Below are 26,719 nucleotides of genomic sequence, written 5' to 3' on the forward strand. Positions count from 1 at the left end.
CGGCGCGCTCGCCGTCACTCCACCCGCGGCAACCAGCGCTCGAAGGCCGACGTGAGGTCTTGCTGTTTGAACGGCTTGGAGATGTAGTCATCCATACCGGCGTCGATACAGTGCTCGCGGTCCTTTTCCATGGCGTTGGCGGTCAGTGCGACGATGGCGGGTCGGTGCGTCCCGTCCAGTGCGCGGATCAGGCGGGTGGCGGCGAAGCCGTCGAGGATCGGCATCTGGCAGTCCATCAGGATCAGGTCATACTCGGTTGTGCGGCAGCGGGCCACGGCCTCCTCGCCATTCTCCGCCGTGTCGGCCTCGATCCCCAGCTTGCGGACCATGCTCAGTGCGACCTTGCGGTTGATGGCGTTGTCCTCGGCGAGCAGGACCCGCCCGCGATAGTGCCCCAGTACCGGCGCTCGCCGGGGGGGCGGCGTCACGGCCTCGGTCAGTGCGGGCGGCTGCGTCGGCGGCGGCGCAGGCAGGGCCACCCGCGGCGGGGTCAAGACCCGCGCCAGGCACTGGCGCAGGGTCTCGATCAACACCGGTTTGACCAGATAGGCGGCGAACCCGGCCTGGCGGAAGCGCTCGGCGTCCCCGCGCTGTCCGGACGAGGTCAGCAGGACCAAGGGCAGACGCGCGAAGTCCGGTTCGGCGTGGATCTGGCGGGCGAGTTGTTCCCCGTCCAGGTCCGGCATCTGGTGATCGAGTACGGCGAGTTTGATGGGGTCGCCGGCCGCCGCCGCGGCCCGCAGGGCCGCGTGGGCGAGTTGCGGGTCGCCGACGATCTGGGTGCGCATGCCGAAGCTGCGCAACTGCTCCTGGTAGACCCGTTGATTGACTGGATTGTCCTCGACGATGAGTGTGTGGACACCCGCCAGGTCACCCAACGGCGGGGGCGCCACGGGGGCCGTGGCGACCGGCAGGGGCAGGGTGAGCCAAAAGCGGGAGCCCTGGCCGAGCTCGCTGCTGACCCCGATCTCCCCGCCCATTAGTTCGACCAACTGGCGGCTGATGGCGAGCCCGAGCCCGGTGCCCCCGAAGCGGCGGGTGGTGGAGGCATCGGCCTGGACGAAGGACTCGAACAGGCGCGCCTGGACCTCGGGTGCGATTCCAATCCCGGTGTCCTCCACGCGCAGGTGGATGCGGGCGATGTCGCCGGCCTGTGACAGTCGGCGGACGCTGACCAGGACGTGCCCTTTGGCGGTGAACTTGACCGCATTGCCCGCCAAGTTGAGTAGGATCTGGCGGATACGCCCGGCGTCGCCGACGACATAACGCGGGCAATCCGGCCGGTAGTCCAGGATCAGTTCCAGGCCCTTCTCCTCGGTCCGGCTGGCGAGCAGTTGGGCGACTTCGTGGGTGGCGTTGCCCAGATCGAATGGCAGGGGCTCCAACTCCAGGCGCCCGGCCTCGATCTTGGAGAAGTCCAGGATGTCGTTGATGATGGTGAGCAGGGCCTGGCCGGACTTGCAGATGGTCTCCACGAACTCCCGCTGCTCCTCCCCCAATGGCATGTCGGCCAGCAGTTCGGCCATGCCGAGTACACCGTTCATCGGGGTGCGGATCTCGTGGCTCATGCTGGCCAGGAATTCGCTCTTGGCGCGCGAGGCGGCCTCGGCCGCGTCGCGGGCGACCCGCAGTTCGGCCGCGGCCTGGCGGCGGGCCAGCCCGCTGCTGAGCACGTCCGCCACCCGCCCCAGGAACTGGAGTTCACGTTCCGATCGCGGGTGGCCCGGTGACAGGTAAAGGACCAGGACGCCGAGCACCCGGGCGCCCTGCACCAGCGGCACGTTGTAGTGTCCGTGATCGCGCAGGTCGGCCAGGCAGTGGGTGTGGTTGGGGCTGATGCCGTCGCTATGGATCGCCTCGCGGGTGGCCGCGGCCCGGCCGCACAGACAGGTGCCAAAGGGGATGGCGGCGCAGGCCGCGATCCGCTCCGTGGTCAGATTCTGCGTGACGGCGAGCCGCAGTTGGGGCGGGGCCTGGGTGTTATCGGCGAGCAGGATGCCGCCGCGCGGCTGGAGCCGTAGCCAGGGCACCGCCGCGAGCAGAGTGGACAGGCTGGCCTCGAGGAAGGGCCGCGTGGGGGACTCCTCCAGGGCCAGATGCAGCAGACTGCCCAGGGTCTGCTCTTCGGCCACGGCATGTTCGCGGTGGGTGGACTCATCGGCCAGGCGGCGCTCTTGGGCGATCAGGCGCGCCTGGTCGGCGCTTTGGTTCGCGATAGTGCCCTGCAGCTCGCCATAGAGCCCGCCCAGGGTGTCCTGGATGTGTCCGAGATAGAACCAGAAGAATCCGATCAGCAGGGCCGCCAGCCCCAGGGTCAGAGCGGCCAGCGCGACGATGGTGGAGATGACCCCGGCGTAATCCAGGGTCATGTCCGCGACCACCAAGGCGAGCCCAACCCGCCGGCCGGCGATATCGCGCAGCGGCAGCGATTGCACGGCCAGTTCACGCCCCGCCATGCTCAGGCCCTGGGGGCGGCCGGTTGGGCCCGTGGCCACGGCGGCATAGGCGGCGGCCAGGGTGGCCGGCGCCGGGTCCTGCGTACCGCCGGCCAGCACCATCCCCGGGAGCAGGTCCCAGTTGCCGCGATGCCCGGCGGCCTGACGCCCTTCCTCCCAGCGCGCGCGATCCAGGATGCCCTTGTCGATGAGCATGAACACATCGACCCCCAGGACGGCCTTGATCCGGGGGGCCAGGTGGTCGATCTCCTCGCCCAGTTCGAGGTAGCCGACGCGGGTGCCATCGATCACCCAGGGGGCGACCACGCGCAGGGTCAGGGTCCCAAAGGGCCCGAGTTCGACCCCGTGCGCGACGCCCCCAGTGGCGGCGGCCTGGCGCAGGGTGGCGCGCTCGACCCGGTCGCCCTCACTCTCTGGGTTGTGTACACGCAGCCAGGTGACCCCCGCCGCGTCATGCACATAGAAATGGGTGACACGGTCCTCGGCCTTGAGATCGGCAAAGAGGGGTAAGGCGCAGCCAAGCAGGCGCTTGCGGTCGCGTGCCAGGTAGGATTGGCGCAGGCAGGGGTCCGGGGCGAGGGCCTGGAGTAGTCCGGTCAACAGGGCCGCATCCTGGTCCAGTGTCGATTGCAGCAGGGCCTCGACCTGCCGGCCGGTCTCCCGCGTCGCGTGCCGCAGGTCTGACTGCGCGTGGTGGTAAAACCCCAGCACGGCGGCGAGCAGGAAGAGCCCCAGGGCCAGGGCGATCGGCCAGAGGATACGGGTGCGGATGCGCTGTGCGTGGTCCGGGGCGATCATGAATGGCGATGGCTCGCATGGTGGCGCCCCCGTGGTGCGAGGGTCAGGGTTTGTCACGGCCGCCGGCTTGACTGAATCGACCGCCACAGCCGCTGCTACCAGCCGCTGCTACCCTGGGGCGATTCTAACAGCGTGCGGACCCCGATAGCGGGTTCAGCGTCGCAGAATCGCGATCCGCACCTCGCGCGCCAATGCTGGTAACTTAGGCACCGCCCGCGCACCCTCGCCAACGCCTTGCTACCGATCGCCAGGGACTCATCCCATGACCGCACCCGCCATGATCCATCATCAGGTCGCACCCTTCCTTACATGGTGCGACGGGCACTGTCGGGTCCAGTTGTGGCTGGCCGCCGTCGCCCCGCCTCCAATCGGGGTTTACCTGCGGCTGGAGCGGGACAACGAGGAGCGTCTGCTGCCCATGGCGGCGATCACGCAGCGTGGGCGCTTCCAGGTCTATCAGGCGGCCCTCGTCCCCGCTCCGGCCTGTCCACTGACGGTCTATGCATTCAAGGTGTTGCTGGCGGACCGGCAGTGCTGGCTGGACGCGGCCGGACCGAGCCCCCGCATGCCGCTGCGCGAACGCTTCTTTCGCCTCAACACCGAGCAGGCGCCGCCGGATTGGGTGCCTGACCAGGTCTTCTACCAGATATTCCCGGAGCGCTTCCGCAACGGCGACCCCGGGTGCAGCCCGCGCGCCGGTGCCTATGCACCGCGCGCCGAGCGCCCGATTCGGGCCAAGGCGTGGGGGGAGCCGATCGACCCGGAGCGGCCGGACAGTGAGTTCTACGGGGGCGACCTGATCGGTGTGCGCGAGTCGCTCGACTATCTTGACGACCTGGGTGTCACCGCGATTTTGCTCAACCCCATCTTCACTTCGCCCAGCGTACACAAATACGACATCGAGGATTTTGAACACGTCGACCCCTACCTGGGCGGCAATCATGCCCTGGCGGACCTGCGGGTGGCCGCGACGGGGCGGGGCATGCGCCTGGTGCTGGATGCGGTCTTCAACCATACCTCGGACACCCATCCCTGGTTCAACCGCTGGGGTACCCATGCCGCGGTCGGGGCCTACCAGGGCGTGGCGGCACCCTTGCGCGGTGCCTACACCTTCCACGACCCCGCCGATCCCGAGAGCTACCACTGTTGGCAGGGTGCCAAGTCACTGCCAGTGCTGGATTTCGGCGATCCCTGCGTGCGGGAGTATTTCCTCGACGGCGAGGACGCCATCGTCCGCCGCTGGCTGCGCCCACCCTATTCGGCGGACGGGTGGCGGATCGATGTGGCCCACATGCTGGGGGAGGGTACCGGCGCCCGGCACAATGCCCGGGTGCTGCGCGCCTTGCGCCACGCCGTGCGCGAGGAGAGCCCGCGCGCCTACATCCTGGGGGAGCACTTTGCCGAGGCGACCCGCTGGCTCCAGGGCGATCAGGAGGACGGGGCCATGAACTACTATGGCTTCGCCGTGCCGGTGCGTGCCTTCCTGGCCGGGCAGGACGTCAACTATCACCCCATCGCGCTGGATGCCGCCGGGTTCGAGGCGTGGCTTACCGATGCCCGCTCCCGCATTCCGTATGCCAACCAGCTCTGTCAACTCAATCTGCTGGGTTCACACGATACCACCCGCTTCCTCACCCTGGTGGGCGAGGACCCCTTCCTGATGCGCCTGGCGCTCCTGTTGCTCTTCACCTATCCCGGGGTGCCCTGCATCTATTACGGCGACGAGATCGGCATGGCCGGCCGTGACAATCCCTACAACCGTGCCTGCTTCGATTGGGATGAGGACCATTGGGACCGGCCGCTGCGCGCCTGGGTCCAGACCCTGGCCCGCCGGCGTCGGGAACACCGGGCGCTGCGCCGCGGCGCCTACCAGGGCCTGCTCGCCTGCGGCGACCTGTTCGGCTACGCCCGCTACCTAGGGAATGAGTTGGTGATCCTGATCGTCAATCGCGGCGCCCTGCCGCAGAACGGGGTGCGGGTCCCGCTGGATGGCCTGCCGGGCCGCGCGATGAATCTCGGTGTGCTCTTGGGCGAGTGCCCCTGGGGTCTGGGCGGCGACATCCTGACCCTGGACCTGGGGCCGAAGGAGGGGCTGCTGCTGCGGGGTGAGTTGACGGTGGACTTGGAACCCGCATGACCGCCGCCCCCGCCTGGCTGGTCCCTTTCGGGGCCTTTGTCGCCGCCCTGGTGCTGGCGCTTGCGGTCAACGCCGCGGTCGTCGCCTGGCGGCCGGGCCGCGACAGCGGCGAGCTCTGGACCGGGGTGCTGGTCTGGACCGGTGGGTTGTTGGCCGCGTTGCTGCTCTATGGCTGGACCCTGCAACTCTTGGATTCCGCCTGGTGGCAGAAGGGCTGGCACCCGCTGTTCGATGCGACCGGGCTCAAGGTGGAACTACCCGGGTGGCCGCCCTTGGAGCTGAAGGTCCCATCACCGGTGGATCCGGATGGGCAGCGGCTGGCACATCCGGAATGGTGGGCGCTCGCGCTCCCCTTTGCCGTCTGGTTGCTGGTGCTCTTGCTGCGTCTGGCCATGCCCGCCCCGGCGCGGACCCCGGCGCTGACCCCGGAGCAGCCGCGCCCCGGCGCCTGGCTGGCGGGGTCCGCGGGGTTTGAGCATTCCCGGCACTGGGTCCTGTGGGTCCTGGCGTCCCCGTTTCTGTTATTGCTCATCTGGAGCGCGCCCGATCTGGGTGAGGGCCTGGCCCAGCAACGGGCCGCGCCCTGGGGCCTCTCGGCGGTCATCGCTGTCACCCTGATCGTCATTGCCTTGAGCCGCGGCCGCCGCGGCGCGGTCAGCGACAGCGCGGCCGTGGCCGAGCCCGCGGCCCCCGGTGACTGGGTGGCCGCGCTGCGCCGACGCGGCTTTGCCGTCCAGACCCTGTGCCGGCTGGCGCCCACCGACACGGCGGTGGAGACGGCCGATCCCGGGGCGCGGGCGCTGCTTGAGCAGTGGCCGTTCCTGCGCACCCGCCGGGTGGCCCCGGAGCTGATCGAGGCCCTCGCCGACCTGTTCGCGGCGGACGCGGGCCGGCGTCGATCGGGATTGGACCGTCTGGTTCTGGCCCCCGACGATAGCGGACAGTGGGAGGCCCTGGCGGTGGCGATCCAACTGACCCATGTGCGTCTGGAACTGGTGACCCTGGTCATCGTCCCGCAGGCCCCCGAGTCCTGCGTGGAGCGTCTTGCCCCCTGGCTGCCAGGCCCTGAGGCCATCCACCTGCCGCGGGCCGCCGCGCCCAGCGAACCCGCCGCGATGGTCTGGCTGATGGAGGTCGGCACGCTGTCCGACCACCTGGCGGACCTGGCGGACAACCCGCTGTTGCTGGCCCGGATCGGGCTCACCGTCTGGCTGGACCTGGACGCCTATTCCGGGGTCCGGGCGGCCAACTTCTGGGCGGTGTCCCATCGCCTGCATCGACTGCTGCGGCGTAAGGGACACCAGGAGACGCGCTCGCTGACCTTCGCCCGCAGCGACCGCAGCCACGAGGCCAACCTGGCGGCCTTCGTGTCGCAACTGCTGCCCTATGACTACCGGCCCGCGGATCGGGTGGTGGTCGAGCGGCGCCGTTACCACCCCATCGCCATCCACCTGCTGGAGCCGACGGCGGGGCTCAAGGGCGCGGATGCGGCCGATCTGGACCACTGGGACCCGAGTCTGCTGGCCGCCCGCGTAGCCGTGGAGGCGGGCTTGAGTACCTGCTATGAGGCGCCGCGCGCGCTGGACCTGGTCAAGGCCCGCGACTTCATGCAGCAGGCGGTCGACGGGCGCCGGCTGGCCGAGCGGCTGGTGCGCACGCCGGCCGATGCCGCGGCGCGCATCCTGGAGCTCGATGCGGCTCAGGTGTTGTCGCTGACCGATCTGCTCTCCCAGGGCGGGCGCGCACTGGAGCGCTTGCCGATCCACCAGGTGGGCCTGTTGCTGCCGCCCGGTAACCCCTATTGCCGGCGCCTCTTGATGCAGTTGGCGCAGGACCCCGAGACCTTCTTCCGCCAGGTGCGGCGCCTGGTGCCCGGGGTGCCGCAGCCGGCCATCGTACGGCGCCACCTGTTGCTGGCCCTGCGTGAGATGGAGGCAGTGGCCAGTGGCTTGCTCGACACCTTCCAGTGGCGCGACACCATCCTCGACCCGGTGCTGGAGGAGCTCGCCAACCGCCACGAGATCGAGCGGCGCGATGTGCGCTTTCTGGACGAGGACAACACGCTCAAGGTCGATACCGGTTACCGCAGTTCGGCGGCGCAGTATCGGCCTGGCCCGCTGGATACCGTCGGCGATCGGCTGGTCGCCATCGTCCTGCGCGAGGCCGGCGGGGCCGAGGCCGTGCTCCAGCGCATCGATCCGGAGCGCGCCACCATCGTCGCCTACCCCCGGCGCGTCTTCCGTATCAAGGGTCAGACCTATCGCATGAATGCCTGGCCGGCGACGGATGCCGCCGAGATCAAGCGCCTGGGCGTACTCTACTGCACCCGCAGCGACGACCCGGTGCTGACCTGGCGGGTGAGCGAACCGCGCCTGCGCCGCACCCAGGTGGACCCTGGACAGACCCAGGTCTTCTTCGACCAGGGTGGCCTGAACAAGCTGATCATCCAGACCCAGTATGAGGAGGAGGTCACCGGGATCGTCGAGGTGCGGCCGCCGCGCCCGGGCGCGCCGCACCAGAGCGAGCCGCTGTGGGGCGAGCCCATCGAGAGCCTGGCCTTCCCCACCCAGGGGCTCATGCTGCGCTTTCTGGACGAGGACCTGGACGCGTGCCCGGCGGCACTGCACTCGATCGCCCAGGCCCTGGGGCAGGTGTTGGCGGTCCAGGTCGGGGTGGAGGAGGATGCGGTGCTGGTCATGGCGGCCGAGGGGCTCAAGATCGGCCGCCGCCGCGAGTCCGGTCTGGTGATCCTCGATCTGTATCCCCAGGGCCTGGGGCTCATCGATGCGCTCAATGACGACGACGACCTGTTGCGCCGATTGTTGGTCTATACGCGCGATTGGCTGGCGGAATGCCCCTGCGGGGCCGATGCCGGCTGCCCGCTCTGTCTGCAATCCCCGCCCGCCATCGCCGCCACCCGCTACTCGGTGGAGCGCCAATTGAGCCGGCGCGAGGCGGTGCAACTGCTGCGGCGGGTGTTGGGGACGTAAGAATCCGGATGGACGCAAGAGAGACGATACCTCAATGGCAAGCAACCACACCCTGCTAATCGAGCTGCGTGAGCGCCTGCTGGAATGTGGCGAGGGGGTGCCGGCGCGGGCCGAATCCTTCCAGCGCGAGCGCGCGGACTTGCTGGCCGAGGTGGCGACGGCCCTGTCCTGGCGCGGGGTCTTGGGCCTGGGGCAGAGCGCGGCGCGCCTCGTCCCGCGGGTGGACGCGCTGGCGGCCCGCGGCGGGTCACTGCATAGGCTGTTCGACCGCATCGGCGAGATCGAGCAACAACTCACCGTCGCCGCGCAGGCCCTGGAGCGCGTCGCGGCCCCGGCCCTGCATGACCCGGGCGCGATCCCGGCGTTACTGGAACACCTGGGCCTGGAGGCGCGCCGCCTCGGCCGGCAGGTGAAGACCGACGACGACCTGATGGTCGATGAGCGCCGCGGCGAGGCCGCCCGCACCGCGAGTCTCCGTCTCACCGAGGCCCTGGGGCTCTGGCTCAATGCCGAGTCGGCGCTCGCCAAGATCCGCGCGTCCACCCGCACCGCGGCCCTGGAGGCCGCCCTGCCGGAACTGGGTGAGCGCCTGTGCCGGAGCGGACCGACGCCGCAGTGGGCCGCCGAGTTCAAGGCGCTGGTGGACCCGCTGGACCAATTGGCGCGCCGCGAGCAGCCGCGCGAGATCACCGAGACCGAGAAGATCGTCAAGGCCCTGCCGCGCTGGGCGCGGGCGCTCGGCGAGGACGGCGACGACTGCGCGATCCTCGCCGAGCGCTTCAAGGCCAGGCGCAAGGACTGGCCCGGGGAGGATGACCGCACCTTCGCGGAGCTGTTCGAGCAGGCCCGGGCCTTGGAGCAGGGGTTGATGGACCGGGCCGCCGCGGTGCGCCGCGACGCCGTCCTGGACCTGGAGGCGCGCTGTGCCCTGTTCGCGCAACTGGTGGCCCCCGACCCGGGGCTGGATGAGCTGGTGCGCGACCTGCGGGCCGAGACCCCGGAAGATCCGCGCGACCACGAGGACTGGTGCGAGCAGTTGCGCGACGCCAAAGCGGCGCTTGAGAACCGCGTGAAGCGCTCGGAGAGCGCCCTGTTGGGGGGCTTGAGCACGGTCTTGGCCGAGTGTCGGGCGCGGCTTGCGGCACTCACCCCGATCCCCCGGCTGGACGAGAAGGACGCGCAACTGGCCCGGCTGCATGATCGGTTCGATGCACTCACGCGCGCCAGCCAGGGGGTTGAGGCACTGACCTTGTTGAGCCAAGCGGAGCAGGCGCGCGCCCTACGCGCCGACCTTCAGGCACTGGAGGAGGCGATCCGCCAGGACCATGAGGGGCTGGACGAGGCGCGCATCGCCTTGCAGGCGCGGGCGCGTTGGTTGGCGGAGCGCGCCCAGGGGCTCGCCATCGTGCTGCCTGGCCCGGTGGGTCTACTCGCTCAGAATGGCTCACGCCAAGATGCCAAGACGCCAAGCGAGACAACGCAGTCCCCACGCCCTGCGGATCGCCCGACGGATGGCTCTCCTGCGGCCGATGAGGGACCGCATAACCTTGGCGCCTTGGCGCCTCGGTGTGAGACGTCCGGCGTCCACGAGCCCAGTCTCGAACAGGCCCGGCTGCAACTGGCGGAGCAGGATCGCGCGTTGGCCGCGGCCGAGTCCAGGTTCGCGCAGACCTGCGGTGAGCTGATCGCGGCCGCTAGCCAGCGCCTGGCCGCGGTGTCTGCGCTGCTGACCCATGAGTCCATCCGCGCGAGCGGTCTGACCCTCACGCCGCCGCGCCCCGCGGCGGCCGGCGACCTGAGCGGGATCGCCGATCAACTGGTGCTGGTCCGCGCCCGGCTCGCCGGTGCTCAGTCACTGATTGCGGCGGAGGAACAGGCACTGACGGCGGGTGCGGCGCAGCTCCAAGAGGCCCTGGCGGCGATCGCGCCGGAGCGTCTTGGCCAAAACGACCGCGGCGACCGCGAGGCCCTGCTGCGTCAGTTTCAGCATTGGCGGCCGGACGACCTGGCCGATCCGCTGGAGCGTATCGCGGTGTTGCGCGAGTGGCTCGAGAACGCCGAGCACATCCAGCGGCGCATCGAGTCCGCCGCGCGGCGCCTGCGCGAGCGCGGCGAGGCCCTGCGCGAGCGGCTGCGCCGCTTCAACGGACTCTTTCTGCAGGGCTACTGCCCGGAACTGTATGTGCGGGTCGAGGCCCTGATCCATCCGCCCGCCGACACCCAGTGGCCGCGGGGCGCCCAGGCGGTGCAACTGGAGGAGGCGCAGCGGCTGCTGCGGCTGCTGGAACGCCAGGCGCAGCGCCTGGCCGCGCGTGAGATCGGCGAGACCTTGCAGCTCCTGGAGCAGCACGCCAGACGCACCAAGGACCCCGAATCCAGCGCCCTGGTCGCCGAAATCCGCGCCCTGTCGCCGGAGCAGCAGCCGCCGGCGCGGCTGCGCCGGCGGCTCGCGGATCAACGCCAGGCGCTTGGGTCGCAGGGCGCCTGACCCCGTAGGAGCGGCCCCCGGCCGCGACGGGTCGCTGCAAGTGCCGAGGTTCAGGCCGCAGGCCGCAACGTCGCTCGGGCCTTGATCGTCGTTCCGGCCGGGACGCCGGAATCCAGGCCATGGCAGGCAACCTCTCGGCCGCCGCGGACTCGCCGGCAGGATGATCAAGGCCGCCACTCGTGCGAAAACGCGCTAGAATAGGCCGCGTTGACGATGTGGAATCAATTGGTAAGCGCGTATAAGCGGGAGTGGCAGTGGCAGCAGTGGCAGAAGACCTCGGACGGACCTTTGAACAGGCATTCAAGAATATCGACGATGTGCTATGGAAGGAGGCCGGTTGTACCACCGAACTGGACTATACCGAGCAGGCCTCCTGGCTGCTGTTCCTGAAATATCTCGACGACCTGGAGCGCGAAAAGGCCACCGAGGCCGCGCTCGACGGCAAGTCTTATTTTTTCATCCTCGAAGAACCCTACCGCTGGGACGCCTGGGCCGCGCCCAAGACCGCGGATGGCACACTCGACCACAACGAGGCCATGACCGGCGAGGACCTCATCGAGTTCGTCGAACGGCGGCTCTTCCCCTATCTGCACGGCTTCAAACAGCGCGCCAGCGGTCCCAACACCATCGAATACAAGATCGGTGAGATCTTCGGCGAGATCAAGAACAAGGTCCGCAGCGGCTACAACCTGCGCGAGGTCATCGACCATATCGACGAACTGCGCTTCAGCTCCCAGCTGGAAAAGCACGAACTGTCTCATCTCTATGAGGCCAAGATCAAGAACATGGGGAACGCCGGGCGCAACGGCGGTGAATATTACACCCCGCGCCCGCTCATCCGCGCCATGGTGGAGGTGGTCAACCCGCGCCTTAACGAGCGCATCTATGACGGCGCCTGCGGCTCGGCCGGCTTCCTGTGCGAGGCCTTCGTCTATCTCCAGGCGCGCAACCCCGAGCGCACCACCGCGCAGGATCGCACCCTTCAGGAACAGACCTTCTACGGCAAGGAAAAGAAGTCGCTCGCCTATGTGATTGCGATCATGAACATGATCCTGCACGGCATCGAGACCCCGAACATCGTCCACACCAATACCCTGGCCGAAAACCTGGCCGACGTCCAGGACCGCGACCGCTTCGATGTCATCCTCGCCAATCCGCCCTTCGGCGGCAAGGAGCGCAAGGAGGTCCAGCAGAACTTCCCGATCCGCACCGGCGAGACCGCCTTTTTGTTCTTGCAGCACTTCATCAAGACGCTCAAGGCCGGCGGCCGGGCCGGGGTGGTGATCAAGAACACCTTCCTCTCCAATACCGACAACGCCTCCGTCTCGCTGCGCAAGCGCTTGCTGGAAAGCTGTAACCTTCACTCCGTGCTCGACTGCCCCGGCGGCACCTTCCAGGGGGCCGGCGTCAAGACCGTCGTCCTCTTCTTCGAAAAGGGCGCGCCGACCCGTACCGTCTGGTATTACCAACTCGACCCGGGCCGCAACCTCGGCAAGACCAATCCGCTCAATGATGCCGATCTGGCGGAGTTTGTCGCGCTACAGAAGACCTTTGCCGATTCCCCAAAGAGCTGGAGCCTGGATGCGGCGGGGATCGACCAGAGCACCTTCGACCTGTCGGTCAAGAACCCGAACGGCGGCGAGGCGGTGGCCCACCTGAGCCCGCAGGCGATCATGGACGAGATCGCGGCGCTGGATGCGGAGAGTGCTGAGGTGTTGGCGAATATTAGGGCGTTGCTGTCGTGATGGCTATGCCGTCAAATCTGTTCGTGGAGACCTGGCCAAGCGGTTTATGGTCGGTTCGTGGTGAGCTTGTCAAGTCGTTTGCGGTCCGTTCGTGGTGAGCTTGTCAAGCCGTTTGTGGTCCGTTCGTGGTGAGCTTGCCAAGCCGTTTGTGGTCCGTTCGTGGTGAGCTTGCCAAGCCGTTTGTGGTCCGTTCGTGGTGAGCTTGCCAAGCCGTTTGTGGTCCGTTCGTGGTGAGCTTGTCGAACCACGAACGGACCACAAACGGCGTTTGTAACTTGATGGAGAATCGTAATGTCATTCTGGGTCTACATCCTCCGTTGTGCCGATGGAAGTTACTATACTGGTCAGACTGATAATCTTGAAAAACGGATTGCCGAACACACGACTGGCGCCATCACCAGTTGTTACACGTTCAACCGTCGACCGCTGCATTTGGTGTTCTCGCAAGATTTCCCAACTCGCGAGGAGGCCATCGCCTCTGAACAGCAAATCAAAGGCTGGAGCCGCAAGAAGAAGGAAGCGATGATGCGGGGCGATTGGGCGGAAGTCTCCCGCCTCGCAAAAAGTCGAAGCGCGGTTCCCCCCGAGTCCCGCGATGCCGTTCGCCCTGAGCCTGTCGAAGGGCGGTTGCCTGTCGATGGACCTGAGTCATCCGTTCGTCCTTCGACAAGCTCAGGACGAACGGAAGGAGAGTAATCATGAGAACGGGGTGGCAGACGAAGACGCTTGGCGATGTGTTTGGGAAAACGGAGACTGTCAATCCGGTTCAAGCACCAGAGGCTGAATTTCAATATATCGACGTTTCCAGCATATCGAATAAGACATTCCGAGTTGAGCAAGTCCAGCAACTAAGAGGCAAAGATGCACCCAGTCGGGCTCGGCGACTTGTGCGCGCCAACGATGTCCTCTTTGCCACTATTCGGCCGACTTTGCAACGCATCGCGATTATCCCGGAAGAGCTTGACGGTGTCGTTTGCAGTACCGGCTATTTCATCCTCCGTCCGAAATCTGAAATCGATCATCGATTCCTCTTCTACTTTCTCTTTACTGAAGGCTTCATGGGTCAGATGGAGAGTCTTCAAAAAGGGGCTAGTTATCCGGCTGTTACTGATGCTGAGGTTCGGGCGCAGGAGTTTTCATTTCCATCGCTCGCCGAACAACAGCGGATCGTCGGCATCCTCGACGAAGCATTTGAGGGCATCGCCACCGCCAAAGCGAACGCCGAAAAGAACCTGCAAAACGCGCGCGCGATCTTCGAGAGTTATCTCAATGCGGTCTTCACAGAGAAGGGTCATGGGTGGGTCGAGAAAACGCTCGGGGAAGTATGCACTCTCAGGAGCGGGACAACCGTCGATAAATCATTGGAAAAGGCTGCGGGTGATTTACCCTATCTGAAAGTTGCGGATATGTCTCACCTTGGGAACGAGCTGGCAATTTTCAGTTCCTCGCGGTTTCTTAATAAATCAGATATCGGCAAGAATGCTATCCTCCCAACCGGAACCACAATTTTCCCAAAGAGGGGTGGAGCAATCCTCACAAACAAGAAGAGGCTAACCGCGGTACCTATCTGTGCTGATCTGAATATCATGGGCGTAATTCCCTCAAGAGTGTTGCTCCCAAAGTTCCTGTTTTTCTACTTCTTGAATGTTGACATGCGTCAGCTTGGCAGCGGGTCGTCAATTCCACAGATTAATAACTATGACATTGAACCGCTTGTTATCGCGTTCCCGCAAGCAACCGCTGAACAAGATCGTATTGTCAGCATCCTGGAAGACCTGTCTGCGGAAACCCAACGCCTCGAATCCATCTATCAGCGCAAACTCGCTGCCCTCGACGCGCTGAAGAAATCGCTCCTCAACCAAGCCTTCACCGGTCAACTCTAAGCACCGCCATGCGCTCTCCCTTCTCGTTCCCACGCGCCGCGTGGGAATGCCTCCGCACCGCGCCGCGGTGTGCCGCCGGGCGCGGCGCGCCCGGACTGGTTCCCACGCGGCGCGTGGGAACCAGAAACGCAGGTTAGAAGAAATCTCTCACGGAGACACGGAGACACGGAGAACCGGAGTTGTCTTTCTCCGTGCCTTCGTGTCTCCGTGAGAGAAATTCTTCTCGTTCCCACGCCCCAGCGTGGGAATGCAGTTTGGCCGCAGAAGCCTCCCGTGCCGACGCGACGCTGGAGCGTTGCGACTTGCTCCCACGCTGGAGCGTGGGAGCCAGAGTTGTTGGCGCTTGGGCGGCTTTCCTTACTCGTTCTCACGCTCCAGCGGGTTGCAGTTCGGCCGCGGAAGCCTCCCGTGGCGCTTCGCGATGCTGGAGCGTAGGAGTCAGATCAACACTTGCGGCAGCGCTGCTGCCGGACTAGGATCTAGGCATGCGAATCGTTGCGATCAAAGTGCTGCGTGAGTTCTGGGCGCGCCACCCCGGGGCGAGGTCGCATCTGGAGGCTTGGGTGGATGAGGCGCGCAACGCCGATTGGCGACAGCCGACCGACATCAAGGCGCAGTTCCGCAGCGCCAGCATACTCAAGAACCGACGGGTGGTGTTCAATATCGGCGGCAATGCCTACCGGCTTATTGTCGCTGTAGCATACCGTTATGGTGCGCTCTACATCAAATTTATCGGCACCCATGCAGAATATGACACCATCGATGCAGAAACCATCGAAACGGAGTTATGAAATGTCTATCAGGCCGCTTCGTACTGAAGACGACTACCGCTCGGCCATGCGTGAGATTGCGGTATTCTTTGATGATGAACCGGAACCTGCTTCTCCGGATGGCGAGCGCTTCGAGGTCCTCTTGACGCTGGCCGAAGCCTATGAGCTCAAGCACTTCCCTGTGGACCTGCCGGACCCGGTGGAGGCCATCAAATTCCGTATGGAGCAGGCGGGGCTCACTGAGAAGGATTTGGAGCCCATGATTGGGCGATCCAGTCGCGTGTATGAGGTCCTGCAACGCAAGCGCGCGTTGACCCTCCCCATGATCCGCAAGCTCCATGCCGGGCTTGCCATACCGGCGGAGAGCCTGATCCGGCCATTGCGTGGCGCCAGGACACAGTGAATGCGCGCGGCGCGCAGCGCCTGACACAGGCGTGACACCGCTTGAGCGGTGTCACGAGGGTAGCGAGGGTAGCGAATCATCGGATTTAGGAGCCAGCATGAACGAGGCAGAGACCCGCGCCGAGCACATCGATCCGGCACTCAAGGCGGCCGGCTGGGCGGTGGTGGATGGGAGCCGGGTGCTGCGTGAATATCCGATTACACTGGGGCGGATCGAGGGGCATGGCCGGCGCGGTCCGCCGCTGATCGCGGACTATGTGCTGGTGTATCGCAACCACAAGCTGGCGGTCATGGAGGCCAAGGCGTGGGACAAGCCGCTGACCGAAGGCGTGGGGCAGGCCAAGCAGTATGCCGGTAAGTTGCGCGTGCGCTTCGGCTATTCGAGCAATGGCCAGGGCCTCTATGAGATCGATATGGAGACCGGGGCCGAGTGCGAGCTCGAGCGGTTTCCCACCCCGGATGAACTCTGGCACCGCACCTTTGCGGCGGCGAATCGCTGGCGCGATCGCTTTGCCGCTGTACCCTTCGAGGACCGGGGCGGCTACTTTCAGGGCCGCTATTACCAGGATATCGCCATCGAGCGGGTGCTGGCGGCCATCGCCGATGGGTGCGCGCGCATCCTGCTGACGCTGGCCACCGGCACCGGCAAGACCTTTATCGCCTTTCAGATCGCCTGGAAGCTGTTCCATAGCCGGTGGAACCTCAGCGACTGGAAGCAGAGCGGCGAGCCGAACCGCCGGCCGCGCATCCTGTTCCTGGCCGATCGCAATATCCTCGCCGACCAGGCCTATAACGCCTTTTCGGCCTTTCCGGAGGATGCGCTGGTGCGCATCGCGCCCGCGGATATCCGCAAGAAGGGCCGGGTGCCGAAGAATGGCAGCCTCTTTTTTACCATCTTCCAGACCTTCATGAGCGGTCCGCCCAAGGATGGCGTGCCATCGCCCTATTTTGGCGATTATCCGCCCGACTTTTTCGATTTCATCGTGATCGACGAGTGCCACCGCGGCGGCGCCAATGACGAGAGTAGCTGGCGCGCCATCATGGAGTATTTCGCGCCGGCCGTGCAGCTCGGGCTCACCGCCACCCCGCGACGCAAGGACAACGCCGATACCTATGCCTATTTCGGCGAGCCGGTCTATAGTTATTCGCTCAAAGAGGGGATCAACGACGGCTTTCTGACGCCGTTTCGGGTGAAGCAGATTTCCACGACGCTCGACGAGTATGTCTATACACCAGACGACATCGTCGTGGAAGGGGAAATCGAGGCGGGTAAACGCTATGAGGAAAGCGATTTTAACCGCAACATCGAGATCATGGAGCGGGAGCGCAAGCGGGTCGACATTTTCATGTCACAGATCGACCAGCGCGAGAAGACGCTGGTCTTTTGTGCCAACCAGGCGCACGCGCTCGCGGTGCGCGACCTGATCAATCAGGCCAAGACGTGCAGCGACCCCAATTACTGCCACCGGGTCACGGCGAACGATGGCGCCCTGGGTGAGCAGCACCTGCGCGACTTTCAGGACAATGAGAAGACGATCCCCACCATCCTGACCACCTCGCAGAAGCTCTCCACCGGGGTGGACGCGCGCAATGTGCGTAACATCGCGCTGATGCGCCCCATCAATTCCATGGTCGAGTTCAAACAGATCATCGGGCGGGGGACGCGGCTCTACGACGGCAAGTGTTATTTCACCATCTATGACTTCGTGCAGGCGCACCACCATTTCAGCGATCCGCAATGGGATGGCGAGCCGCTCCCGCCGGATCTCTGTGGGCAATGCCATAGCGCACCCTGCGCATGCGTGGCGGAGCCGTCGGCCGCCTGCTATCTGTGCGGGCAGCAGCCCTGCGTTTGCCCGGCGCAGCCGCAGGAGCCCTGCACGGTCTGCGGGGCGCAACCCTGCGTCTGCCCGGGGCGGGGCAAGGTCCGGGTCAGACTGGCCGACGGCAAGGAGCGCAAGATCGAGCACATGATGGTGACCTCCTTCTGGCACCCCGATGGCACGCCCATGTCTGCCCAGCAGTTCATGGAGGCGCTGTTCGGGCGCTTGCCGGATTTCTTTGCGAACGAGGATGAGCTGCGCGCGCTGTGGATCCTGCCCGACACCCGGGCGAAGCTGCTGGCCGGGCTGGCGGAGAAGGGGTTCGGCAAGGAGCAACTCGCGCAGATGCAGAAGATCATCGCGGCCGAGCAGTGCGACCTGTTCGATGTGTTGGCCTATGTCGCCTATGCGGCGGCGCCGCTGCGTCGCGAGGAGCGGGCGGCGCGGGCGAAGGTGATCATCGGTACGCGCTTCACCGGCAAGCAACAGGCGTTTCTCGATTTCGTGTTGCTGCATTATGTGCAGGTGGGGGTGGAGGAACTCGATAAGGAGAAGCTGAGTCCCTTGCTGCGATTGAAGTACGGCAATTCACTCAACGACGCCGTTGCCGACCTGGGGAGTCCGCAGGCGATCAGCGAGTGCTTTGTCGACTTCCAACGCTGGCTTTATGTGGCGGAGGCGGCATAGGGCGGTGCATCGGCCGGTATTTTGGGGGCCTCGCGGCAACCCGTCGCGGCCTGGGGGCCGCTCCTACGCTCGTAGGAGCGGCCCCCAGGCCGCGACCAAAGCCACCCGAGCAGTGTCCGAATCGTGGTCAAGGCCGCGGCCTTGTTGTTCGGCCGGCGGTCGTTGTAGGATGGGCTTGCCTTCGCGCTACCCATCCTACGCCGTTCAAATCATCGCCAGATCAGAGGGTCGTCATGAGTGCGCTCGCAAAGCTCAGTCCCCAGGCGTATCTGGAGCAGGAGCGCCAGTCGGCGCTCAAGCACGAATACTGCAATGGCGAGGCGTTCGCTATGGCCGGGGCGAGCCCGGCACACAATCCGATCATGATGAATATCGGCGCGGCCTTGCACGTTCAATTGAAGCGGCGTCCCTGCCGGGTCTATCCCAGCGACCTGCGCATACTGCTGGCCGATGGCCATGTCTACCCCGATCTCACCGTGGTCTGTGGCGCGCCCGAGTTTGCCGAGGGCGACAACCTGCGCAACCCGACCCTGATCTGCGAGGTGCTGTCGCAGAGCACGGCGGATTATGACATGGGGGGCGAATTCGCCCGCTATCGGCAACTGCCTTCGTTGCGCGACTATCTGGTCGTGGCGCAGGATCGGATGGCGCTGATGCTCTACAGCCGGCAAGACGATCGTCGCTGGCTGTTGACTGACATCACCGATCCGCAAACCACGCTGGAGCTGCCTGGTATCGGCTGCGCCCTGGAGGTCGCGGATGTCTACGACAAGGTCTTTGAAGGGTGAGATAGCCCATGGCCGACCCCGCTTCCGATCACGAATCGCTTAGCGCCTGGCCCGCCCTGGCCGGCCTGCCGCGCGCGCTCCCGGGGCTGCGCTGGGAGCGGGGCGTGCTCGGCAAGGAGCCGGGCGGCCAGGCGGATTTTCAGTGGATCGCTGCCAGCCCCGGCTTCTCGGGTCCGACCTCGGATCTGGCGCGGCAACTCTGGCTCGGGGCCGAGGATGTGGTCCGCGCGACCCTGCTGTGGCGCAGTTCCGCCACGCTGCACCAGGCGGTGCGCTGCTATCCGGGCCGCGCCCCGGATGCCCATGGGCGCCCCTTTCTGGAGAAACAGGTGCTGGAATGGGAGCGCCCGGCGGACCTGCCGGCGGCCCTGGGCGCACTGATCTTGTTGCCGCTGGCGGCCGGTGTGGACGATGCGGTGTGGCAGGGCGGTGAGCGCGATCCATTCGCCGATCGCCTGTTCGTTACCCTGGAGGCCGCGGCCAGCGCGGCCCCCGACCCGGCCACGCTGGTCCGTACCCTCGGCGCCGGCCTTGCGGAGCTGAGTCGCCGCTTCACCGAAGACGACTTAGGCGCGCTCTATGCGCGGCTCCTGGCCGGACAGCGCGCCGTCTTTCCGTCCCAGGCGATCGATCCGCTGGGCCCGGCCGCCCTGGCCGCGCTGCTGCTCCCGCTGCCGCGGGAGTTAGCCGACCGTCTCTCGCTGGTCGGCTGGTTGCCTTGCACGGTGCCCGAGGCGCTGCGGCTCGGTCGCCATTGGGACCTGATCCTGGGCAGCGACGGCAGCCTACCGCCGCCGCCCGCGGACCTGGCCGGGCCGGACGACGAGGCCCAGGCGCGCGGTCGGATCATGGCCCAGGCCATCCTCCGGGGCGACCCGCGAGGTCTGCACCAGGGGCCGGTGTCGGTGCGCTCCACGGCGGCGGGCGAGAGCGCGCGTGCGCCGACCAGGCTCACCTTGTGGGGCCCCTCGGGCTCGGGCAAGACCGTCTTTCTGGGGCAACTTTACTGGCAATTGAGCGGCTCGCAGCGCGAGGATTGGGTGATCTATCCGGGTGAGACCGGGCTGGATTTTCTCGAGTTGATGCGCGATACCATGTATTCCCGCAACGCCTTTCCGCCCGGCACCACGCTGGGGACCTCGCTCAATATCGTCTGTCACCTGGTCCACCGGCACACGGGGGAGCGGGTCACGCTGGCGCTGGAGGATCGCGCCGGCGCGGACTATGAGGGGCTGCACGCCGAGGTCCAGGAGCGCCTGCTGGCGGCCCACGGCATCATCCTGTTGCTGGACCCCAAGCGGCAGGACGATCGGGTGTTCAACGAGGTCTCCCATACCTTCGAGCGGCTGTTGCTGGCGGCGGGGCGGGTCGCCGCCCAGGACCCGCGGCCGGTGGCCGTCTGTGTGACCAAGGCCGACGAACTGATCGAGACCCCGGACGATTACCGCCTGGCCCTCAGCGAGCCCGCGGGGTTTGCCGCGGCGCATGTGGACCAGCGCCTGCTCAACTATCTGGAGACGCGTTTCGCGCGCTTCGCGCTCTTCCCGGTCTCCGCCGCGGGGGTCCGTTTGCAGTTTGGGGCCATCGAGCCGGTGGTCTTCTACGACGAGCGGTTGCGACCCCGCATCAACTGCGGACAGCCGTTCAATCTCCTCGCCCCGATCGACTGGCTGATCCGGCAGGTGGGGCGATGAGCGATCCGTTCGATTGGCCGGCCTTGGCCGGGGCGCCGGCGCAGCTCGGCGAGGCGCTGCACTGCGCGGTCGGCATCTGGGGCAAGGTCCACGGCGCGGCGTCCGATTACCGCTGGATTGCCCGCAGCGAGGGCTTTGGCGGCGGGCTCCCGGACCTGCACCGGCGGCTGCGGATCGGCGCCGAAGACCTGGGCATACGCACCACGGCCTGGCGCGCGCCCGGGCCGGATCGGGGCGAGTCGGTGGCCGGGGGCCGGGACTATTTCGCCATCGGTACCTATCCCAGCCGCGCCCAGGATGCGGCCGGCCGGGGTGCAGTGCTGGAGAAGCGCGTGTTGCACTGGCGTAGCCCGGCGGCGGGCTTTCCGATCGCGCTTGCCGCCGCGGCACTGTTGCCGGCGGTGGCGGACGGCGACGACGGGGCCTGGTGGGGGCGGGTGGGCGAGGGCGACTGGCAGCGGCCGGATTATGCGCTGCCGTTGGGGCCTGAGAGTTGCCCGCGGTTGGTGCTCGGACGGGCCGCACTGGACGGGGTGATTGCGGCCGGCATCGATGCCCTGTCGGCGGTCCTTGACCAGCCACGCCTGGCCGCGCTCTATACGGGTCTGCTCGCCGGGTGGCGGCCGGTGGTGCTCGGCGGTCAGCCGCGGCCCTTGCCCCCGGCCGCCCTGGTGGCGCTGCTGCTACCGCTATCGCCGGGCGAGGTGGCACGCTGTTCGCTGTGCGCCTGGGTCCCGGCGAGCCTGATCGATCCGGCGGACCTCGGGCGCAACTGGGACCTGGTGGTGACCCGGCAGGCGGGGCCGCCGACCCCAGCCGCTGCGCCCGCCGACCTGGAGCGCGGGGCCGTGCTGGCTGCGGCCTTGCTGGCGCGTGCCCCGGGGCGCATCGCGGGCGGGTCGGCCCCGCTGGTGTTCCCGCCGCCGCCGATCCAGGCGGCCGTGGTGGCGGCAGTGCCCATATCCGTTGACCATCCGAATCCGCGGATGCACCTGGAGCCGTTCGCTGCCGCCACCTGGCCGGGCCTCGGCTATCTGTATGAGTTTGCCGATCGCGTCAATCTGCGCCGTCTGGACCTGGCCCGGTTGGCGCAAGACCTCACCGCGCCCGCCGCCTATCCACTGCTGCCGCCGGATGAGGACCCGGTCGGTCACCCGCTGGTCGGCTGGATCGCGACGCTGACGCGGCGGCGGCCTGACTGGGTGGACGCCGCCGAATGGGGCTTTAAGATCGGCCAACTGCGCGCCGCCGCCTTGTGCCTGCTGCCGCATCCGGGGACTCTGGACCTGGTGGGGTTGCCGCTGCACCCCGCCGTGCCGGCCCTGCTCGCGGTGCTCGCCGCCGACCCGGAGCGGGTCGGCGATGACCTGGCGGCCCATGGCGCGCCCGCCCTGCGCCGGATGCTGGAGCATAGCCTGGCCTGCCCTGAACCCTCGGTGGTCGCTGACATTCGCACCTGGATGTATCGCTGGCTGGGCGCGCTCGGCAACCCAGAATTTGCCCGCGGCCTGGGGGATCTCGGTTGAATCGCCTTGACTTGGGCCGTGCGCAAGCCCATGATCGCTGCCCCGATCACCGCCGCGCCGCGACCCTCCATCATTGCAGGTGTCCCAAGCCACGGTGGCCGGAGGCGAGGTGTAAGGGGCCGCACGGCAGTTCCCTTGCCCGCCAACCGGCGACCCCCGGGCCTGCTGGGACTGAATCCGATCCGCTGATCGCTAAACCAGTCGAGATGCTGGTTGACACCCCCGTCGCGCATCCATACAATGCGCGGTCTTGGCTGGCTGGCTTAAGTAACGCCAGTTTGGCCATTTCACCTTCCGGTACCGATTCCGGAGCTTGGCCCGGACTCGTCCGGTCCCCGAAGCACTCGAATCCTCCCCGTGCGGGGCTGTCGTCTCCCGGTTTGTTCTGGGTGGGCGTCAGCGTTTTTTTCGCATGCGATTTGCTGTGTTTGAGACAGGCGCGAGAACGCCGCTGGAGACCGATTGAATGGCAACGATCAACCAACTCGTGCGCAAGCCTCGCAAGCGCGACGTTGAAAAGAGTAACGTGCCGGCGCTGGAGTCGTGCCCGCAGCGCCGCGGTGTCTGTACCCGAGTGTACACCACCACACCGAAGAAGCCGAACTCAGCCCTGCGTAAGGTGGCCCGTGTGCGCCTGACCAATGGCTTTGAGGTCGCTTCCTATATTGGCGGCGAGGGTCACAACCTCCAGGAGCACTCCGTGGTGCTGATCCGCGGGGGGCGTGTCAAGGATTTGCCTGGTGTGCGTTATCACACCATTCGCGGCACCCTGGACACCTCGGGTGTCGAGAAGCGCCGCCAGGGGCGGTCCAAGTACGGCGCCAAGCGCCCGAAGAAATAATGTGCCGTGGTGCCGTCCCCATGGGGTCTGGCGCCAAGCACCCAGTCAGAAGGTCGGAGCCTAGAAGATGCCCAGAAGACGCGTAGCCGCACGCCGTCAGATCCTGCCGGATCCCAAGCACGGAAGCGAATTGTTGACCAAGTTCATCAATATGCTGATGGAAGATGGCAAGAAGTCGGTCGCCGAGCGGATTATCTATACCGCCCTGGACCAGGTGGCCACCAAGAAGGGTGGCCCGCCGATCGGCCTCTTGGAGACCGCGATGGACAACGTGCGTCCGGTCGTCGAGGTTAAATCCCGGCGCGTCGGTGGTGCGACCTATCAGGTGCCGGTGGAGGTGCGTCCCACCCGGCGCAACTCGTTGGCCATGCGTTGGTTGATCGACGCGGCGCGTAAGCGTTCCGAGAAGTCGATGGCCTTGCGCCTGGCTGGTGAGTTGATGGATGCCGCGGATTCCCGTGGGTCGGCCGTCAAGAAGAAGGAAGACACCCACCGGATGGCAGAGGCGAACAAGGCCTTCTCGCATTACCGCTGGTAGTTGTCGGCTCGCAGTTCTTTATTCACTTGCAGGACGGAAATAGTCGTGGCACGCAGCACCCCCATCGAGCGCTATCGCAACATTGGTATCATGGCGCATATTGACGCCGGCAAGACCACGACGACCGAGCGTGTCCTGTATTACACCGGCGTGTCCCACAAGATCGGTGAGGTGCATGACGGCGCGGCCACCATGGACTGGATGGTGCAGGAGCAGGAGCGCGGCATTACCATTACGTCGGCCGCGACCACCTGTTTCTGGAAAGGGATGGATTTGGCCCGCCCGGAGCACCGGATCAATATCATCGATACCCCGGGACACGTCGACTTCACCATCGAGGTGGAGCGTTCGTTGCGCGTCCTGGACGGTGCCTGCGCCCTGTTCTGTGCGGTGGGCGGTGTCGAGCCCCAGTCCGAGACCGTCTGGCGTCAGGCCAATAAATACGGCGTGCCGCGGTTGGGCTTCGTCAATAAGATGGACCGCATGGGGGCCAACTTCCTGCGGGTCGTCCAGCAGTTGAAGGACCGCCTGGGGGCGACCCCGGTGCCGCTGCAGCTGCCGATCGGCGCTGAGGAGAATTTCAAGGGCGTGGTCGATCTCGTGAAGATGAAGGCCATCCTCTGGGACGAGGAGTCCAAGGGCATGAAGTTCGAGTACGCCGAGATCCCGGCGGACATGCTCGACGAATGCCAGGAGTGGCGTGAGAAGATGATCGAGGCCGCTGCCGAAGGTAGCGAAGCCCTGATGGAGAAATACCTCGAAGGCGAAGCGCTGACCGAGGAAGAGATCAAGTTCGGCATCCGGGCGCGTACGCTGAAAAGCGAGATTACCCCGATGATGTGTGGCTCGGCCTTCAAGAACAAGGGCGTGCAGGCGATGCTGGACGGGGTGCTGGACTATATGCCTTCCCCCAAGGATGTGCCGGCGATCACCGGTATCCTGGACGACAAGGACGAGAGCCAGGGCGAGCGCCCGGCCTCGGACGAAGCGCCCTTTGCGGCGCTGGCGTTCAAGATCGCGACCGACCCCTTTGTCGGTACCCTGACCTTTTTCCGTGTCTATTCCGGTGTGTTGAGCTCCGGCGACAGCGTCTACAACCCGGTACGTGGCCGCAAGGAGCGGCTGGGTCGTATGCTGCAGATGCATGCCAATGATCGCCATGAAATCCGTGAGGTCCATGCCGGCGATATCGCCGCGGCCGTGGGTCTCAAGGATGTCACGACCGGCGATACCCTGTGCGATCTGAATCAGATCATCACCTTGGAGCGCATGGAGTTCCCGGAGCCGGTCATCTCGGTGGCCGTGGAGCCGAAGACCAAGAGCGACCAGGAAAAGATGGGTATGGCCCTGCAGAAGCTGGCCCAGGAAGACCCGTCATTCCGCGTCCGGACCGACGAGGAGTCGAGCCAGACCATTATCTCCGGTATGGGTGAACTGCACCTGGAGATCATCGTCGACCGCATGCGCCGCGAATTCAATGTCGAGGCCAATGTGGGTGCCCCCCAGGTCAGTTACCGGGAGACCATCCGCAACGCGGTGCAGCAAGAGACCAAATTTGCACGTCAGACCGGTGGTCGCGGCCAGTATGGACACGTCTATATCAAGCTGGAGCCGCAGGAAGCGGGCAAGGGCTATGAGTTCGTCAACGGCATTGTCGGTGGTGTCATCCCCAAGGAATACATCCCGGCGGTCGATAAAGGTATACAGGAGGCCATGCGCACCGGTATCCTGGCCGGCTTCCCGGTGGTGGACATCAAGGTCACCCTCTATGACGGTTCCTACCACGAGGTAGACTCGAGCGAAATGGCCTTCAAGATCGCCGGCTCGATGGCGTTCAAAGAGGGCTGTGCCAAGGCCAAGCCCCGGTTGCTGGAACCGATCATGAAGGTCGAGGTGGTCACGCCCGAAGAGAACATGGGCGATGTCATGGGTGACCTCAACAGTCGCCGCGGCATGATCCAGGGGATGGAAGATACGCCCTCCGGTAAGACCATTCGTGCCGAGGTGCCCTTGGCCCAGATGTTTGGCTATGCCACGGACCTGCGCTCCGCCACCCAGGGCCGGGCGACCTATAGCATGGAGTTTGCCAAGTACAACGAGGTGCCCGCCAGCATTGCCGAAGCGGTTGCCAAGAAACAGTAACGAGTGACACGGGAAGATCGGGATGTCCAAAGAAAAATTTTCGCGCACCAAGCCGCACTTGAATGTCGGCACGATCGGGCACGTGGATCATGGCAAGACCACGCTCACGGCCGCGATCACCATGCACCAGGCCAAGAAGTTTGGCGGCGTGGCGCGTGCCTATGACCAGATCGACAACGCCCCTGAGGAGCGCGAGCGCGGCATCACGATCGCCACGGCGCACGTCGAATATGAGACCAAGGCGCGTCACTATGCCCACGTGGACTGCCCGGGACACGCCGATTATGTGAAGAACATGATCACCGGCGCGGCGCAGATGGATGGCGCCATCCTGGTGGTGTCGGCGGCCGACGGCCCCATGCCGCAGACCCGCGAGCACATCCTGCTGGCGCGTCAGGTCGGTGTGCCCTATATCGTCGTCTTCATGAACAAGGCCGACATGGTCGACGATGCGGAGCTGTTGGAGCTCGTGGAACTGGAGGTGCGTGAGCTCCTGTCCAGCTACGACTTCCCCGGCGACGACACCCCGATCATCATCGGCTCGGCCAAGTTGGCGATGGAAGGTCAGGATTCCGAATACGGCACGCAATCCATCGACCGGTTGATGGATGCGATCGACACCTACATCCCGCAGCCGGAGCGTGCCATCGATGGCGCCTTCCTGATGCCGATCGAGGACGTGTTCTCGATCTCCGGGCGTGGCACCGTGGTAACCGGCCGCGTTGAGCGCGGGATCGTCAAGGTGGGTGAGGAAGTCGAGATCGTCGGCATCCACAACACCACCAAGACCATCTGCACCGGTGTGGAGATGTTCCGCAAGCTGCTCGATCAGGGGCAGGCCGGTGACAACATCGGCGTGTTGCTGCGCGGCACCAAGCGTGAGGATGTGGAGCGTGGTCAGGTGCTGGCCAAGCCCAAGAGCATCAACCCGCACACCCACTTCGAGGCCGAAGTGTACATTCTGTCCAAGGAAGAGGGCGGGCGTCATACCCCGTTCTTCAATGGGTACCG

The 26,719-nt window shown here is 65.9% G+C and carries 17 protein-coding genes; 16 read left to right on the forward strand and 1 reads right to left on the reverse strand.

Annotation, left to right across the window (positions count from 1 at the left end):
* Nucleotides 1–14 precede the first annotated feature (14 nt).
* Nucleotides 15–3,254, reverse strand: a complete 3,240-nt coding sequence (locus QZX93_RS07720) for a response regulator (protein ID WP_295386257.1) — start codon at nucleotides 3,252–3,254, stop codon at nucleotides 15–17.
* 262 nt (nucleotides 3,255–3,516) lie between these two features.
* On the opposite strand from QZX93_RS07720, the gene malZ reads away from it, so the two are divergent.
* The 16 genes from malZ to tuf all read left to right on the forward strand — a co-directional run.
* Nucleotides 3,517–5,391, forward strand: coding sequence for a maltodextrin glucosidase (malZ, locus tag QZX93_RS07725; protein WP_295386260.1), 1,875 nt, complete (start codon nucleotides 3,517–3,519; stop codon nucleotides 5,389–5,391).
* Complete coding sequence (locus QZX93_RS07730) at nucleotides 5,388–8,381, forward strand: Zn-binding domain-containing protein (RefSeq protein WP_295386263.1); 2,994 nt, start codon at nucleotides 5,388–5,390, stop codon at nucleotides 8,379–8,381. The genes malZ and QZX93_RS07730 overlap by 4 nt, the downstream gene beginning before the upstream one ends.
* Before the next feature lie 34 nt (nucleotides 8,382–8,415).
* Nucleotides 8,416–10,869 (forward strand): hypothetical protein, encoded by a 2,454-nt coding sequence (locus tag QZX93_RS07735; RefSeq protein WP_295386266.1) that lies wholly within the window; start codon nucleotides 8,416–8,418, stop codon nucleotides 10,867–10,869.
* A gap of 254 nt (nucleotides 10,870–11,123) precedes the next feature.
* Complete coding sequence (locus QZX93_RS07740; protein WP_295394484.1) at nucleotides 11,124–12,614, forward strand: N-6 DNA methylase; 1,491 nt, start codon at nucleotides 11,124–11,126, stop codon at nucleotides 12,612–12,614.
* Between the two features lie 291 nt (nucleotides 12,615–12,905).
* Nucleotides 12,906–13,310, forward strand: coding sequence for a GIY-YIG nuclease family protein (locus QZX93_RS07745; RefSeq protein WP_295386271.1), 405 nt, complete (start codon nucleotides 12,906–12,908; stop codon nucleotides 13,308–13,310).
* A gap of 2 nt (nucleotides 13,311–13,312) precedes the next feature.
* Nucleotides 13,313–14,497 carry a restriction endonuclease subunit S gene (locus QZX93_RS07750; protein ID WP_295386274.1) on the forward strand — a complete coding sequence of 395 codons (1,185 nt, stop codon included), beginning with the start codon at nucleotides 13,313–13,315 and terminating at the stop codon, nucleotides 14,495–14,497.
* 485 nt (nucleotides 14,498–14,982) lie between these two features.
* Nucleotides 14,983–15,288 carry a type II toxin-antitoxin system HigB family toxin gene (locus QZX93_RS07755; protein ID WP_295386277.1) on the forward strand — a complete coding sequence of 102 codons (306 nt, stop codon included), beginning with the start codon at nucleotides 14,983–14,985 and terminating at the stop codon, nucleotides 15,286–15,288.
* Between the two features lies 1 nt (nucleotide 15,289).
* Entirely contained in the window at nucleotides 15,290–15,670 is a 381-nt protein-coding gene (locus QZX93_RS07760; protein WP_295386280.1) for a transcriptional regulator, read from the forward strand.
* Nucleotides 15,671–15,767: 97 nt separating this feature from the next.
* A complete protein-coding gene (gene hsdR / locus QZX93_RS07765) occupies nucleotides 15,768–18,179 on the forward strand; it encodes an EcoAI/FtnUII family type I restriction enzme subunit R (RefSeq protein ID WP_295386283.1) in 2,412 nt (803 codons plus the stop codon).
* Between the two features lie 233 nt (nucleotides 18,180–18,412).
* Nucleotides 18,413–18,967 (forward strand): Uma2 family endonuclease, encoded by a 555-nt coding sequence (locus tag QZX93_RS07770; RefSeq protein WP_295386286.1) that lies wholly within the window; start codon nucleotides 18,413–18,415, stop codon nucleotides 18,965–18,967.
* Nucleotides 18,968–18,975: 8 nt separating this feature from the next.
* Nucleotides 18,976–20,661 (forward strand): hypothetical protein, encoded by a 1,686-nt coding sequence (locus tag QZX93_RS07775; protein WP_295386289.1) that lies wholly within the window; start codon nucleotides 18,976–18,978, stop codon nucleotides 20,659–20,661.
* Entirely contained in the window at nucleotides 20,658–22,187 is a 1,530-nt protein-coding gene (locus QZX93_RS07780; protein WP_295386291.1) for a hypothetical protein, read from the forward strand. Before QZX93_RS07775 ends, QZX93_RS07780 begins: the two co-directional genes overlap by 4 nt.
* A gap of 466 nt (nucleotides 22,188–22,653) precedes the next feature.
* Nucleotides 22,654–23,028: a 30S ribosomal protein S12 gene (gene rpsL / locus QZX93_RS07785; protein WP_100921356.1), complete on the forward strand. Its 375-nt coding sequence runs from the start codon at nucleotides 22,654–22,656 to the stop codon at nucleotides 23,026–23,028.
* Nucleotides 23,029–23,095: 67 nt separating this feature from the next.
* Entirely contained in the window at nucleotides 23,096–23,566 is a 471-nt protein-coding gene (rpsG, locus tag QZX93_RS07790) for a 30S ribosomal protein S7 (RefSeq protein WP_295386296.1), read from the forward strand.
* Nucleotides 23,567–23,611: 45 nt separating this feature from the next.
* Nucleotides 23,612–25,708: an elongation factor G gene (fusA, locus tag QZX93_RS07795; RefSeq protein WP_295386299.1), complete on the forward strand. Its 2,097-nt coding sequence runs from the start codon at nucleotides 23,612–23,614 to the stop codon at nucleotides 25,706–25,708.
* A 22-nt stretch (nucleotides 25,709–25,730) separates the two neighbouring features.
* The coding region (tuf, locus tag QZX93_RS07800; RefSeq protein WP_295394487.1) for an elongation factor Tu at nucleotides 25,731–26,719 on the forward strand (989 nt) is incomplete at its 3' end.

It is taken from the genome of uncultured Thiodictyon sp. (assembly GCF_903946935.1).
In the GTDB taxonomy this organism is placed as follows: domain Bacteria; phylum Pseudomonadota; class Gammaproteobacteria; order Chromatiales; family Chromatiaceae; genus Thiodictyon.